The organism is Rubrivivax soli (assembly GCF_049810355.1).
Lineage (GTDB): Bacteria > Pseudomonadota > Gammaproteobacteria > Burkholderiales > Burkholderiaceae_C > Rubrivivax.
On the sequence record NZ_CP187368.1, the window covers coordinates 2,468,708 to 2,482,432 of the forward strand.

12 protein-coding genes are annotated in these 13,725 nt (G+C 71.6%); 9 read left to right on the plus strand and 3 right to left on the minus strand.

Going from position 1 to position 13,725, the window contains the following annotated elements; all coding sequences use genetic code 11:
• Positions 1–20 precede the first annotated feature (20 nt).
• The 4 genes from ACPOLB_RS11105 to ACPOLB_RS11120 all read left to right on the plus strand — a co-directional run bounded on the left by ACPOLB_RS11105 (position 21) and on the right by ACPOLB_RS11120 (position 4,624).
• Complete coding sequence (locus ACPOLB_RS11105) at positions 21–1,496, plus strand: nucleobase:cation symporter-2 family protein (protein WP_425261424.1); 1,476 nt, start codon at positions 21–23, stop codon at positions 1,494–1,496.
• Positions 1,497–1,521: 25 nt separating this feature from the next.
• Entirely contained in the window at positions 1,522–1,725 is a 204-nt protein-coding gene (locus tag ACPOLB_RS11110) for a 4-oxalocrotonate tautomerase (protein ID WP_425261425.1), read from the plus strand.
• A 19-nt stretch (positions 1,726–1,744) separates the two neighbouring features.
• Positions 1,745–2,875 (plus strand): hypothetical protein, encoded by a 1,131-nt coding sequence (locus ACPOLB_RS11115; protein WP_425261426.1) that lies wholly within the window; start codon positions 1,745–1,747, stop codon positions 2,873–2,875.
• Between the two features lie 96 nt (positions 2,876–2,971).
• On the plus strand, positions 2,972–4,624 hold the full coding sequence (locus ACPOLB_RS11120) for a 3-(methylthio)propionyl-CoA ligase (RefSeq protein WP_425261427.1): 1,653 nt from the start codon (positions 2,972–2,974) through the stop codon (positions 4,622–4,624).
• A gap of 27 nt (positions 4,625–4,651) precedes the next feature.
• Here ACPOLB_RS11120 and ACPOLB_RS11125 read toward each other — a convergent pair whose 3' ends face one another.
• The 3 genes from ACPOLB_RS11125 to ACPOLB_RS11135 all read right to left on the minus strand — a co-directional run bounded on the left by ACPOLB_RS11125 (position 4,652) and on the right by ACPOLB_RS11135 (position 7,485).
• Positions 4,652–5,239, minus strand: a complete 588-nt coding sequence (locus ACPOLB_RS11125; protein ID WP_425261428.1) for a c-type cytochrome — start codon at positions 5,237–5,239, stop codon at positions 4,652–4,654.
• Positions 5,229–6,455 (minus strand): PQQ-dependent sugar dehydrogenase, encoded by a 1,227-nt coding sequence (locus ACPOLB_RS11130; protein ID WP_425261429.1) that lies wholly within the window; start codon positions 6,453–6,455, stop codon positions 5,229–5,231. Before ACPOLB_RS11130 ends, ACPOLB_RS11125 begins: the two co-directional genes overlap by 11 nt.
• A 127-nt stretch (positions 6,456–6,582) precedes the next feature.
• Complete coding sequence (locus ACPOLB_RS11135) at positions 6,583–7,485, minus strand: LysR substrate-binding domain-containing protein (RefSeq protein WP_425261430.1); 903 nt, start codon at positions 7,483–7,485, stop codon at positions 6,583–6,585.
• Between the two features lie 100 nt (positions 7,486–7,585).
• Here ACPOLB_RS11135 and ACPOLB_RS11140 point away from each other — a divergent pair, with 100 nt between their 5' ends.
• The 5 genes from ACPOLB_RS11140 to ACPOLB_RS11160 all read left to right on the plus strand — a co-directional run bounded on the left by ACPOLB_RS11140 (position 7,586) and on the right by ACPOLB_RS11160 (position 13,721).
• Positions 7,586–8,731: a hypothetical protein gene (locus tag ACPOLB_RS11140; RefSeq protein WP_425261431.1), complete on the plus strand. Its 1,146-nt coding sequence runs from the start codon at positions 7,586–7,588 to the stop codon at positions 8,729–8,731.
• A gap of 99 nt (positions 8,732–8,830) precedes the next feature.
• Positions 8,831–10,621 (plus strand): glyoxylate carboligase, encoded by a 1,791-nt coding sequence (gcl, locus tag ACPOLB_RS11145; protein ID WP_425261432.1) that lies wholly within the window; start codon positions 8,831–8,833, stop codon positions 10,619–10,621.
• Between the two features lie 14 nt (positions 10,622–10,635).
• On the plus strand, positions 10,636–11,436 hold the full coding sequence (hyi, locus tag ACPOLB_RS11150; RefSeq protein WP_425261433.1) for a hydroxypyruvate isomerase: 801 nt from the start codon (positions 10,636–10,638) through the stop codon (positions 11,434–11,436).
• Positions 11,433–12,317 (plus strand): 2-hydroxy-3-oxopropionate reductase, encoded by an 885-nt coding sequence (gene glxR / locus ACPOLB_RS11155; protein WP_425261434.1) that lies wholly within the window; start codon positions 11,433–11,435, stop codon positions 12,315–12,317. The genes hyi and glxR overlap by 4 nt, the downstream gene beginning before the upstream one ends.
• Before the next feature lie 66 nt (positions 12,318–12,383).
• Positions 12,384–13,721 carry an acyclic terpene utilization AtuA family protein gene (locus tag ACPOLB_RS11160; protein WP_425261435.1) on the plus strand — a complete coding sequence of 446 codons (1,338 nt, stop codon included), beginning with the start codon at positions 12,384–12,386 and terminating at the stop codon, positions 13,719–13,721.
• Positions 13,722–13,725 lie beyond the last annotated feature (4 nt).

The window sequence follows — 13,725 nt, forward strand, 5'->3', positions numbered from 1 at the left end:
CGCCTTCAGGAGCACACCCCATGAACGACACCGCGGTCCACCCGGTGGACGAACGCCTGCCCGCGCCCCGCCTGGCAGCACTCGGCCTGCAACACGTGCTGGTCATGTACGCCGGCGCCATCGCCGTGCCGCTGATCGTCGGCCGCGCACTGCAGCTGAGCCCCGAGCAGGTGGCGCTGTTGATCAGCGCCGACCTCTTCTGCTGCGGCCTCGTGACCCTGGTGCAGAGCCTGGGCATGACCCGCTGGTTCGGCATCCGGCTGCCGGTGATGATGGGCGTCACCTTCGCCGCCGTCGGGCCGATGGTGGCCTTCGCGCAGGCGATGCCGGGTGTGGACGGCGCGCGCGCCATCTTCGGCGCCATCATCGGCGCGGGCGTGCTGTCCATGCTGCTGGCGCCGGCGGTCAGCAAGCTGCTGCGCTTCTTCCCGCCGGTGGTCACCGGCACCATCATCGCCATCATCGGCATCAGCCTGATGCGCGTGGGCGTGGGCTGGGCGATGGGCGGCCCGGCGCCGCTGGCGCAGAGCGTGGACGTGCCGCAGCTGGTGACGATGGTCGACAACGCCAAGGCCGCGGCCGCCGCCGCCAGCGCGCCGATCAAGCTGGCCGGGCCGATCCCGATGCGCGACAACCCGAACTACGGCGCGCTCGACAACATGGCGATCGCCGGCGCCGTGCTGGTGTTCATCCTGCTGCTGGTGAAGTACGCCAGGGGCTTCGTCGCCAACATCTCGGTGCTGCTGGGCATCGTGGCCGGCTGCGCGCTGGCCGTGGCCCTGGGCAAGATGCACTTCGACAAGGTCGCCAAGGCGCACTGGTTCGACGTGGTCACGCCGTTCGCGTTCGGCATGCCCACCTTCGACCCCGTGATGATCCTCACGATGACGCTGGTGATGATCGTGGTGATGATCGAGTCGACCGGCATGTTCCTGGCCCTGTCGGACATCACCGGCAGGAAGATCGGCCAGCCCGAGCTGGCCGCCGGGCTGCGCACCGACGGCCTGGGCACGCTGATCGGCGGCATCTTCAACACCTTCCCGTACACCAGCTTCAGCCAGAACGTGGGCCTGGTGGGCGTCACGGGCGTGCGCAGCCGCTGGGTCTGCGTGGCCGGCGGCGTGATCATGATCGTACTGGGCCTGCTGCCGAAGATGGCGGCCTTCGTCGAATCGATCCCCACCTTGGTGCTGGGCGGCGCGGGGCTGGTGATGTTCGGCATGGTCGCGGCCACCGGCATCCGCATCCTGTCGACCGTGGACTACAAGGGCAACCGCCACAACCTGTACATCGTGGCGCTGTCGATCGGCTTCGGCCTGATCCCGCTGGTGGCGCCGCGCTGGACGCAGCAGATGGCGCACGGCCTGCACCCGCTGCTGGAGTCGGGCATCCTGCTCACCGCGGTGGCGGCAGTGCTGCTGAACATCTTCTTCAACGGCGCGCGCGGCGACGAACGTGCGAGCATCGAGGCCGCCAAGACCGCCGAAGCCCACTGACCCCCGCCCGAAGGAGACTCCGCCCATGCCCACCATCCGCGTCGAACTCTTCGCCGGCCGCACCGTCGAGCAAAAGCGTGCGCTGGCCGCCGCGCTCACCGCAGCCACCGTGCAGACGCTCGGCGGCTCGGCCGACGGCATCGACGTGCTGTTCTTCGACATCGAACGCCACGACTGGGCCACCGGCGGGCAGCTGTGGGCCGACAAGCCGGCAGCACCCAAGCCGTAGCGGCGACGCCGGCGGCACGATGGCCCTGCTGCCTGCCCTGCTGGCGGCCCTGGCGCTGGCCGCCGGCCTCCTGACCGCAGCACCCGCCCCGGCCCAGCCCGCGCCGCCGGCCCAGATGCTGGGCCAGACGCTGGCCGCGGGCAGCACGCGCAGCAGCGTGGCCATCGCGGTGGCCGACATCGGCGAGGGCCGGCTGGCGCTGCAGTTCGAGCTGCCGCTGGCGGTGACGCGCGCCACGCTGGTCGACCCCGCGGGCACGCCGCGCGTGCTGCTGCCGGGGCAGGACCTGCACGTGCAGCCGGCCGCCGAGCGCCGCGAGCCCCGGCGCGGCGACCAGCACCTGCTGCTGCAGCCGGTGCCGGACCCGGCCCCGGGCCGCTGGCAGCTGCAGCTGGAGCACGCCGCCGCGCGCGGCGGCGAGACCCTGCACGTGGTGGTGAGCCAGTTCCCGCGCTTCGAGCTGCGGCTGGCGCTCGTCGGCGGCGCGCAGCCGCCCGGCGCCGGCAGCGAAGCGCTGCTGGAGCTGCGCATCAGCGACCAGGGCCGGCCCGCCACCGGGCTGCAGCCGCAGGCCACCGTGCAGGCGCCCGGCGTCAGCGCGCAGCCGCTGCGGTTCTGGGACACGCGGCCGGCGGCCGTGGACCTGCCGCTGCAGCCCGAGCCCGGCCAGTACTTCGCGCTCTTCGCCCCCGAGGCCGCGGGCCGCCACCAGGTGCTGGTGCAGCAGCCGCTGCGCGGCCGCGACGGCGTGCTGCGCACGGCGCAGCGGCAGCTCGACATCGACGTGGCGGCGCAGCCCGTGCTGCAGGCGCTGCGCCCGCTGGTGCCGGCCGGTGCAGCCGGCTGCCTGCCGCGCATCGGCCTGGCGGTCGACTGGCCAGCCCAGCAGCCGGGCCGCTACACGCTGCTGGTGGTGCTGCAGGGCAGCACCGGCACGCACACGCTGCGTGGCGGCGCCGACGCCGCCGCGGCCGGCCCGCTGCAGCTGCAGGTGGCGCTGGGCGCGCGCGAGGCCGCCGCGCTGGGCAGCGGCGTGCGTGCCACGCGCGTGGACCTGCTGCACGTCGGCGGCAGCGCTTACACGCTGCTGCAGCGCCGGCGCGCCCTGCCCTTCAGCGTACCGCTGCCGCTGGACCGGCTCTGCCGCTGAGGGCTGCGCACCGTTCCGGCACAGCCGCCGGGGCGGCGGTCGGTTGCGACAGAATCACGGGCGATCCCAGAACCCACATCCCCGGAGACAAGCCCCATGATCGGTCAGATGATGCAGCAGCCGCTGCTGATTTCCTCTCTCATCGTGCATGCCGAGCGGCACCACCCCGAGCGCGAGATCGTCTCCAGGCGCGTCGAGGGCGACATCCACCGCACCACGTACAAGGAACTGGCCGCGCGCTCGCGCCGCATGGCCAAGGCGCTGGCGGCGCTGGGCGTGCAGATGTCCGACCGCGTGGCCACGCTGGCCTGGAATGGCTACCGGCACATGGAGCTGTACTACGCGGTCAGCGGCAGCGGCGCCGTGCTGCACACGATCAACCCGCGCCTGCACCCCGACCAGATCGTCTACATCGCCGACCACGCCGAAGACCAGGTGCTGTTCTTCGACCTCACCTTCCTGCCGCTGATCCAGGCCGTGGCCGGGCGCTGCAAGACCGTGAAGCACTGGGTCGCGATGACCGACCGCGCGCACATGCCGGCCGCCGACGTGGCGGCCAGGATCCCGGGCCTGCTGTGCTACGAGGATCTGGTCGCCGCGCAGGACGACCGCTTCGACTGGCCCAGCTTCGACGAGGCCACCGCCAGCTCGCTGTGCTACACCAGCGGCACCACCGGCAACCCCAAGGGCGTGCTGTACAGCCACCGCAGCACGGTGCTGCACACCTTCGCGATCGCGCTGCCCGACGCGCTGAACTGCTCGGCCAACGACGCCATCCTGCCGGTGGTGCCGATGTTCCACGTCAACGCCTGGGGCCTGCCGTACGCGGCGTGCATGGTGGGCGCCAAGCTCGTGTTCCCGGGCCCGGGCCTGGACGGCAAGAGCCTGTACGAGCTGTTCGAGTCCGAGCGCGTCACCGTCTCGGCCGGCGTGCCCACCGTGTGGCAGGCGCTGCTGGCCCATGTGGAAGCCAACGGACTGAAGTTCAGCACCATGCGCCGCACCGTCATCGGCGGCTCGGCCTGCCCGCCGGCCATGCTGCGCAAGTTCGGCGACGTCTACGACGTGCACGTGCTGCACGCCTGGGGCATGACCGAGATGAGCCCGGTCGGCACCGTGGGTGCCTTCAAGCCGCACCACCTGGGCCTGGACGCCGACGCGCGCTACGCCGTGATGGCCAAGCAGGGCCGCGCGGTCTACGGCGTGGACATGAAGATCGTCGACCCCGACGGCAACGAGCTGCCCTGGGACGGCGAGCACAGCGGCGACCTGCTGGTGAAGGGCCCGTGGATCGTGAACCAGTACTTCCGCGGCGAAGGCGGCGACCCGCTGGTGCGTGCCGCCGACGGCCAGGGCTGGTTCCCCACCGGCGACGTCGCGAAGATCGACGCCGAGGGCTACATGCAGATCACCGACCGCAGCAAGGACGTCATCAAGTCCGGCGGCGAGTGGATCGGCTCGATCGACCTCGAGAACATCGCGATGGCGCACCCGGCCGTGGCCATGGCCGCCTGCATCGCGGCGTACCACCCGAAGTGGGACGAGCGCCCGCTGCTGGTGGTGGTGAAGAAGCCCGGCGTCGAGCTGACGCGCGACGAACTGCTGCACTTCTTCGACGGCAAGATCGCCAAGTGGTGGACGCCCGACGACGTCGTCTTCGTCGACGCCATCCCGCTGGGCGCCACCGGCAAGATGCAGAAGAACAAGCTGCGCGAGGCGCTGAAAGACCACAAGCTGCCGACGGCCTGAGCCCACGGCGCGGGCCGCGGCCCGCGCCTACTTGCCCTGGTGCGCGAGGTAGTGCGCCAGGGCCTCGAGCTCGCCGTCCTTCAGCCCGTACAGCGCCGCCGACATCGCCGTGTCGCGCCCCGGCGCCGGGGCGTCGCGGTACATCTTCATCGTCACGGCCAGGTACAGCTCGTGCTGGCGGGCCAGGCGGGGCACCTGCTGCTGCCCGACGTAGCCCGGCAGGTGGCAGGTGCCGCACAGCGCGCGCGCCGACACGGCGGCGCCGGCCGCGTACTTCGCGGCGTCCACCGGGCCCGGCGGCGGCAGCGCGGGCTGCGCCGCGAAGTGCGTGGCCAGGGCCACGATCTCGGCGTCGTTCATGCCGCCCATCACCGCCTTCATCGCCGGCACGTCGCGCAGGCCTTCGCGGATCAGCACGAGCTGGTTCTCGATGAACTGCCGCGGCTGGCCGGCGATCGACGGGATCGCCGGCGACGGCGAGTTGCCGCCCGCGCCGTGGCACACGGTGCAGGCCTCGATGCCGGCCGGCTGCGGCTGCGCCCAGGCGCCGGTCGCGGCTGCCAGGACGGCCGCCGCCACGAGCAGCGCCCGGGCGACCGCGGCGTCAGGGCGCATACGTGATGCGGTAGATCGCACCCAGCTGCTCGTCGCTGACCAGCAGCGAGCCGTCGGGCAGCTGCAGGAAGTACGTGGGCCGGCCGCTGAAGCTGTCGTTGCTGGGGTCGAGGAAGCCGGTCATGAAGGGCCGGATGCGCGGGTTGCCGCCGTTGGCGTCGGTCTGCACCGTGACCACGTCGTAGCCGAACTTCTGCGTGCGGTTCCACGAGCCCTTGCGCGCCACGAACATGGTGTTGCGGTACGCGGCCGGGAACATGCTGCCGGTGTAGAAGTGCACGCCCATCGCGGCGGCGTGCGGGCCCATCGTCTGCACCGGCAGCGTCACGCCCTCGCAGGCGTTGGCCTTCGGGAAGTCGCGGTCGTTCAGGCCTTGCGCGTGGCAGTACGGGAAGCCGAAGTTCAGGCCCACCTTCGTCATGCGGTTGAGCTCGTCGGCCGGGCCGTCGTCGCCCATCCAGTCCCGGCCGTGGTCGGTGAACCACAGCTCCCTGGTGTCGGGGTGCCAGGCGAAGCCCTGCGTGTTGCGCACGCCGCGCGCCACCACCTCCATGCCCGAGCCGTCGGCGTTGTAGCGGCGGATCTGCGCGTATTCCTCGCCCGGCACGCAGATGTTGCACGGTGCGCCGAAGGGCACGTAGAGCTTGCCGTCGGGACCGAAGGCGATGTACTTCCAGTTGTGGTGCTGTTCCTTCGGCAGCCTGAAGGCCGCCGTCATGTCCACCGGCTGCGCCGCCGGGTTGGTGGCGATGCCGTCGAAGCGCAGCACCTTGTCGATCGCCATCACGTACAGCGCGCCGTTGGCGTAGGCTACGCCGGCGGGCTGCACCAGCTTGTCGACGACGACCCGGCTGGTGCGCGTGGCGCCGTTGTCGGTGAGCTCGTAGACGCGGCCGATGCCGCGCGTGCCGATGTAGATCTTGCCGTTCTCGGCGCGCGCCATCGCGCGGGCGCCGGGCATGCCGGTGGCCCAGATCTCGGCCTTGAAGCCCGGCGGCAGCTTGAAGTTCTGCAGCGGGATCTCGCTGGCCGGCGTGGCGGTGAGCTTGCCGGCCACCGGGGCCAGCGTCGAGCCGGCCTGGTCGGGCGTGCGGCCCTGCTGCCAGGCGGGCGCCGCCGCGGCCGGGGCGGCGGCGGTGGCCGCGGGCGGGGTCGACTGACAGGCGGCCAGCAGCGACAGGGTCGCTGCGGCCAGCAGCGTGGTGCGGATCGTCATGGGCATGTCTCCTTGTGGGTGGTCGCCAGCATCGAGGCTGGCGTGCAGACCATCATAGGCAGCCCAATCGCAACCAGCACGGCCTGTCGCACCGCGGCATCGCGGCCGCTGGGTCGGCACATCGGCGTCACCGCGCCCACCACGCACCTTCGAACTGGCCCTGCAGCCAGTCGACGAAGCCGCTGACCTTGCCCGGTACCAGCCGCGGCGACGGGAACACCGCGTGCATCTCCTGCTCGGGCAGCGCCCAGTGCGGCAGCAGCGGCTGCAGCGCGCCTTCGCGCAGCGACGCGTGCGCCACGTAGCGCGGCAGGATCGCCAGCCCCATGCCGGCGCGCGCGGCGGCCAGCAGCGCCGACAGGTTGTTGCTGCGCAGCGGGCCGCGCACCGGCACCGCGGTGCTGTCGCCGTCGCCGGCGCTGAAGTGCCAGCGGTCGTCGCCCTGCACGCTGCTGTACACCAGCGCCGGGTGCTGCGCGATGTCGGCCGGCGCTTGCGGCGCGCCGTGCGCGGCCACGTAGGCGGGGGCGGCCACCAGCACCCAGGGGTTGGTGCCCAGGTAGCGCGCGCCCAGCGACGAATCGGCCAGCCGGCCCATGCGCACGGCCAGGTCCACACCCTGCTCGACCAGGTTCACGTAGCGGTCCTCGAAGCCCAGGTCGACCTGCAGTTCCGGGTGCCGCTGCATGAAGCGCAGCACCAGCGGCGTGAGCACGCGGCGGCCGAAGGCCACGCTGGTGCTGATGCGCAGGCTGCCCTGCACGCGGCTCTGCATCAGCGCGGCCAGGCTGTCGGCCTCTTCGAGCGCGCGGGCGATCAGCTTGCACTTGTCGTAGTAGGCCGCGCCCACCTCGGTGGGCGAGACCCCGCGCGTGCTGCGGTGCAGCAGCCGCGCGCCGAGCCGGCGCTCCAGCGCCGCCACGTGCTTGGTCGCGGTGGGCTGGGTGATGCCCAGGTCGGCGCTGGCACGGCTGAAGCTGCCGGTCTCGACGATGCGGATGAAGAGGCGCAGTCCGACGACGCTGTCCATGGGCCGGCACTGTAACGGCCGTGCGCCGCAACGGGATGCTGGCATCGCGGGCACGGACGCCGTAGCATGCCGGGCCGCGTCACACCCTCGGGAGAGCAGCTTGGCCACCTACCTGGAAGAAGCCGTGCTCGCGCCGCTGCGCTCCACGCTCGGCAGCGCAGAAGCGCGGGTCGACAAGGTCTATGCGGACTACGCCGAGCTCACCGACGACGAGCCGCTGGCGAAATGGAGCGCCACCGAGGAGCAGCCGTCGCGCCAGGACGCGCTGGACTTCCTGCAGGCCTTCGGCACCGCCGCCACCGCCGAAGCCAAGAAGGACACCGGTCTGCAGGCGCTGCGCAGCCAGGCGCTGCAGGACATCGGCGACTTCGTCACCAAGGTCCAGGGCGACCAGTGCCCGGCCTTCCCGCACATCCACCCGCACCGGCTGGCCATCGAGCTGGCGCTGCGCGCACGGCGCCCGCGCGTCGTGAACCAGCGCAGCACGGTGCTGTGCGGCGCCGCGGCCATCCTGTCGGCTGCCTTCAAGACCGACCCCGGGCGCACCGTGCGCTTCGTGCTCGACCTGGTGCGGCTGGGCAAGGGCACGCTGCGCGGCTACACGCTGGAGCCCTACGGCTGCGTGAAGGACGAACCGCCACCCACCCGCTTCGAGATGGCGCAGGTCGACTGGGTGATGCTCGCCAGCCTGCGGTACCACTTCGAGCCGCTGGCGGCGCTGGTCGGCATGACGCTCGGCCAGGGTGCCGCCGACCCGCTGCGGCAGCTCACCAAGCCCGGCCTGCTCTACAGCACGCTGCAGAACATGGGCTACACCACGGTGGCCGACCGCACCTTCGGCCGCGAGACCTTCTCGCGCAACGCGCAGGTCGCCAGCGCCGTGACACGTGCGTGGATGCACGGCCAGACCGAGACCAGCCGCGGCGAGGCCAACCTGCAGCTGGCCATCGACGATCTGCGCAAAGGCCGGCTGATCTTCCTGTGGGGCTACGGCGAGCTGACCACCCGGTCGCCGGTGCGCGACCCTCAGGGCACGCCCTACCCCGACATCCACGGCAAGCCGGTCAAGAAGAACGACAGCATCGGCTTCCCGGAACTGCACTGGACGCTGGTGCGCAAGCTGGCCATCCACGGCGACAAGGTGCAGCTGCGCCACTACAGCTGGGGCGACGCACGCGAGGCCAGCTTCCCGAAGGCGGCCTTCTTCGATGTCTACCAGGGGCACGTGATGGCCGATCCGGCCTGAGCTGCCATTCCGGGCCGGAATAGCGCTTATCCGCGCACTGCTCTTCCGCCGCGCGGCGGCCGCGCCCAGCATCGGGGACCCCACGACAAGGAGACTCCGATGGCAAAGATGAAGGCTGCGATGGCCGCCGTGCTGGTGATGGAGAAGGAAGGCGTGAGCCAGGCCTTCGGCGTTCCCGGTGCGGCCATCAACCCGCTGTACGCCTGCCTGCGCGAGCGCCAGTCCATCGCGCACATCCTGGCGCGCCACGTCGAGGCCGCCTCGCACATGGCCGAGGGCTACACGCGGGCCAAGGCGGGCAACATCGGCGTGTGCATCGGCACCAGCGGCCCGGCGGGCACCGACATGATCACGGGCCTGTACTCGGCCATCGCCGACAGCATCCCCATCCTGTGCATCACCGGCCAGGCGCCGCGCGCGCGGCTGTACAAGGAAGATTTCCAGGCCGTCGACATCGAGTCGATCGCCAAGCCGGTGACGAAGATGAGCCTGACGGTGCGCGAGCCCGCGCAGGTGCCGCGCGCCTTCCAGCAGGCCTTCCACCTGATGCGCAGCGGCCGCCCGGGCCCGGTGCTGATCGACCTGCCGTTCGACGTGCAGATGGCCGAGATCGAGTTCGACATCGACACCTACGAGCCGCTGCCGGTGTACAAGCCCGCGGCCACGCGCCGGCAGGTCGAGCGCGCACTCGACATGCTGATGGCGAGCGAGAAGCCGCTCATCGTGGCCGGCGGCGGCATCATCAACGCCGACGCCTGCGACCTGCTGGTGGAGTTCGCCGAGCTCACCGGCGTGCCGGTGATCCCGACGCTGATGGGCTGGGGCGCGATCCCCGACGACCACCCGCTGATGGCCGGCATGGTGGGCCTGCAGACCAGCCACCGCTACGGCAACGCGACCATGCTCGCCAGCGACTTCGTGCTCGGCATCGGCAACCGCTGGGCCAACCGCCACACCGGCAGCACCGAGGTCTACTGCAAGGGCCGCACCTTCGTGCACGTGGACATCGAGCCGACGCAGATCGGGCGCGTGTTCAGTCCCGACCTGGGCATCGTCAGCGATGCCAAGGCCGCGCTGCAGCTGTTCGTCGACGTGGCGCGCGAGCGCCGCGACGCCGGCACGCTGAAGAGCTACGCCGACTGGGCGCACCGCTGCGCCGAACGCAAGCGGCTGATGCACCGCAAGACCCACTACACCGAGACGCCGATCAAGCCGCTGCGCGTGTACGAAGAAATGAACGCGGCCTTCCCGCGCGACACCGTCTACGTCAGCACCATCGGCCTGAGCCAGATCGCGGGCGCGCAGTTCCTGCACGTCTACGGCCCGCGCCAGTGGATCAACTGCGGCCAGGCCGGCCCGCTGGGCTGGACCATCCCGGCGGCGCTGGGCGTCGTGGCCGCCGACCCCACGCGCACGGTGGTCGGGCTCTCGGGCGACTACGACTTCCAGTTCCTCATCGAGGAGCTGGCCGTGGGCGCGCAGTTCCGCCTGCCCTACGTGCAGGTGCTGGTCAACAACAGCTACCTGGGCCTGATCCGCCAGGCGCAGCGCGGCTTCGAGATGGATTACTGCGTGCAGCTGGCCTTCGACAACCAGAACGTGTCCGACCCCGCGCTGCAGGGCTACGGCGTCGACCACCAGAAGGTGGTCGAAGGCCTGGGCTGCAAGGCCCTGCGCGTCACCGACCCCGAGAAGATCGGCGCCGCACTGGCGCAGGCAAGGGAATTGGCGCAGTTGCACCGCGTGCCCGTCGTGGTGGAATGCATTCTCGAGAAGGTGACCAACATCGCGATGGGCACCGAGATCGACAAGATCAACGAGTTCGAAGACATCGACTGCCGCCACCCCGCGGGCCGCCAGGGCCTGGAGCTGGCCGGCCTGCTCGAATGACCCCTGGAGACACCATGCCGCGTTTTGCCGCCAACCTCTCGATGCTGTTCACCGAAGTGCCCTTTCTCGACCGTTTCGAGCGGGCGGCGCGGGCGGGCTTCTCCAGCGTCGAGGTGCAGTTCCCCTACGAGGCCCCGGCGGCCACGGTGCGCGAGCGCCTGGTCGCCAACCGCCTGCAGATGGTGCTGCACAACCTGCCCGGCGGCGACTGGGCAGCCGGCGACCGCGGCATCGCCTGCCAGCCGGCGCGCGTGGAGGAGTTCCGCGCCGGCGTCGAGCGCGGCATCGCCTACGCCACCACGCTGGGCGTGCCGCAGCTGAACTGCCTGGCCGGCATCGTGCCGGCGGGCGTGGACGACGCCACCGCGCGCCGCACCTTCGTCGAGAACCTGCGCTACGCGGCACCCAAGCTCCAGGCAGCGGGGCTGAAGCTGCTGATCGAGCCGATCAACAACTTCGACGTGCCGGGCTTCTGGCTCAACAACACGCCCAAGGCGATCTCGGTGATCGACGAGGTCGGCGCCGACAACCTGTTCGTGCAGTACGACATCTACCACGCGCAGCGCTACGAGGGCGAGCTGGCGAACACGCTGACTAAGTATCTTCCGCAGATCGGACACATCCAGATTGCCGACAATCCCGGGCGCAACGAACCGGGCACGGGCGAGATCCACTTCCCCTTCCTGTTCGCGCATCTCAGGCGCATCGGCTACACGGGTTGGGTCGGCGCGGAATACAAACCTGCCGGCACCACCGAAGCAGGCCTCACGTGGCTGGAGGCGGCGCGCCGGCAACTCGGAGGACTCTCGGCATGAAACTCGGATTCATCGGCCTGGGCATCATGGGCGCGCCCATGGCCGGCCACCTGCGCGCGGCCGGCCACGACCTGTTCGTCGCCACGCGCAGCAAGGTGCCGCAGGCGCTGCTGGATGCCGGTGCCGTGGCCTGCGCCAACGCCGCGGCGGTGGCACGCGAGGCCGACATCGTCTTCACGATGGTGCCCGACACGCCCGACGTCGAAGCCGTGCTGTTCGGCGAACAGGGCATCGCCAGCGGCCTGAGCGCCGGCAAGACCGTGGTCGACATGAGCTCGATCAGCCCGATCGAGACCAAGAAGTTCGCCGCGCGCATCAACGCGCTGGGCTGCGAGTACCTCGACGCGCCGGTCTCCGGCGGCGAAGTGGGCGCCAAGGCCGCGTCGCTGACCATCATGGTCGGCGGCCCCGAGGCCGCGTTCCAGAAGGTGCTGCCGCTGTTCCAGCTGATGGGCAAGAACATCACGCTGGTGGGTGGCAACGGCGACGGGCAGACCACCAAGGTCGCCAACCAGATCATCGTGGCGCTGAACATCGCCGCCGTCGGCGAGGCCCTGGTCTTCGCCAGCAAGGCCGGCGCCGACCCGGCCAAGGTGCGCCAGGCGCTGATGGGCGGCTTCGCGGCCAGCCGCATCCTCGAAGTGCACGGCGAGCGCATGATCAAGCGCACCTTCAGCCCGGGCTTCCGCATCGGGCTGCACCAGAAGGACCTGAGCCTGGCGCTGGCCGGCGCGCGCGCACTCGGCGTGTCGCTGCCGCAGACCGCGGGCGCGGCGCAGCTGATGCAGGCCTGCGCCGCCAATGGCATGGACGGGCTGGACCACTCGGCCCTGGTGCGTGCGCTGGAGCTGATGGCCAACCACCCGGTGGCCGAAGGCTGAACAACCGCGCCCTTGCGGGTTGATCTGGCTGGCGCCCGCGCGGCGCCGGCCGATACTTGCCACTCCATGACCGCGTTCCGCATCGGCTCCGGTGCCGGCTATGCCGGCGACCGCATCGACCCCGCGCAGGCCCTGGCCGAGCGCGGCGCGCTCGACGTGCTGGTCTTCGAGTGCCTGGCCGAACGCACGATCGCGCTGGCGCAGCTGCGCCGCAGCCACGACCCCCAGCACGGCTACGACCCGCTGCTGGCCGCACGCATGCGTGCCGTGCTGCCGGCCTGCGTGCGCCAGGGCACCACCATCATCAGCAACATGGGCGCGGCGCACCCCGAGGCCGCCGGCGCCGCCGTGCTGGCAGTGGCGCGCGAACTCGGCCTGCCGCGGCTGCGCGTGGCGGTGCTGACCGGCGACGACGTGCTGCCCTGGGTGCAGGCGCACGACGTGCCGCTGCTGGACAGCACGGCACGCGCGTCCGATCTCGGCGAGCGGCTGATCTCGGCCAACGTCTACCTGGGCGCCGACGCGCTGCTGCCGGCGCTGGCCACCGGCGCCGACGTCGTCATCACCGGCCGCGTCGCCGACCCGGCGCTCTTCCTGGCGCCGCTGATGCACCACTTCGGCTGGCGCGCCGACGACTGGCCCCGCCTGGGCCAGGGCGTGCTGGTGGGCCACCTGCTCGAGTGCGCCGCCCAGGTCAGCGGCGGCTACATCGCCGACCCCGGCCGCGTCGACGTGCCCGACCTGCACGACGTCGGTTTCCCGCTCGCCGAGGTGCAGCCCGACGGCAGCGCCGTCATCACCAAGCTCGCCGGCACCGGCGGGCGGGTCGACCGGCTCACCTGCACCGCGCAGCTGCTGTACGAGATCGAGGACCCGCGGCGCTACCTGCAGCCCGACGTGGTGGCCGACTTCTCGCAGGTGCGGCTGCAGGAACAGGGCCCCGACCGCGTGCTGGCCAGCGGCGCCGGCGGCACGCCGCGGCCGGCGCAGCTGAAGGCCACGCTGGGCTACCGCGACGGCTACGTCGGCGAGGGCCAGATCTCGTACGCCGGCCCCGGCGCGCGCGAACGCGGCCAGCTCGCGCTGCAGATCATGGAACAGCGCCTGCAGCGCCTGGGCCTGGGCGGCCTGGAGCACCGCGCCGAGCTGATCGGCGTGAACGCGATGCACGGCCCGCACCTGGGCGGCGACCGCACGCCCTACGAAGTGCGGCTGCGGCTGGCGGTGCGCTGCGCCACGCGCGCGCAGGCCGCGCTGGTGGGGCAGGACGTGGAGGCGCTGTACCTCAACGGCCCGGCCGGCGGCGGCGGCGTCACGCAGTCGGTGCGCGAGGTCATCGCCGCGGCCTCGGCGCTCATTCCCCGCGAGGCCGTGCACACCGCCGTGCACGTGCTGGAACTGTGAGCAG

What these genes read in the sequence shown, in the direction of transcription:
- ACPOLB_RS11105 (WP_425261424.1), top strand. Translation starts at nt 21, where the DNA reads ATGAACGACACCGCGGTCCACCCGGTGGACGAACGCCTGCCCGCGCCC.
- ACPOLB_RS11110 (WP_425261425.1), top strand. Translation starts at nt 1,522, where the DNA reads ATGCCCACCATCCGCGTCGAACTCTTCGCCGGCCGCACCGTCGAGCAA.
- ACPOLB_RS11115 (WP_425261426.1), top strand. Translation starts at nt 1,745, where the DNA reads ATGGCCCTGCTGCCTGCCCTGCTGGCGGCCCTGGCGCTGGCCGCCGGC.
- ACPOLB_RS11120 (WP_425261427.1), top strand. Translation starts at nt 2,972, where the DNA reads ATGATCGGTCAGATGATGCAGCAGCCGCTGCTGATTTCCTCTCTCATC.
- ACPOLB_RS11125 (WP_425261428.1), bottom strand. Translation starts at nt 5,239, where the DNA reads ATGCGCCCTGACGCCGCGGTCGCCCGGGCGCTGCTCGTGGCGGCGGCC.
- ACPOLB_RS11130 (WP_425261429.1), bottom strand. Translation starts at nt 6,455, where the DNA reads ATGACGATCCGCACCACGCTGCTGGCCGCAGCGACCCTGTCGCTGCTG.
- ACPOLB_RS11135 (WP_425261430.1), bottom strand. Translation starts at nt 7,485, where the DNA reads ATGGACAGCGTCGTCGGACTGCGCCTCTTCATCCGCATCGTCGAGACC.
- gcl (WP_425261432.1), top strand. Translation starts at nt 8,831, where the DNA reads ATGGCAAAGATGAAGGCTGCGATGGCCGCCGTGCTGGTGATGGAGAAG.
- hyi (WP_425261433.1), top strand. Translation starts at nt 10,636, where the DNA reads ATGCCGCGTTTTGCCGCCAACCTCTCGATGCTGTTCACCGAAGTGCCC.
- glxR (WP_425261434.1), top strand. Translation starts at nt 11,433, where the DNA reads ATGAAACTCGGATTCATCGGCCTGGGCATCATGGGCGCGCCCATGGCC.
- ACPOLB_RS11160 (WP_425261435.1), top strand. Translation starts at nt 12,384, where the DNA reads ATGACCGCGTTCCGCATCGGCTCCGGTGCCGGCTATGCCGGCGACCGC.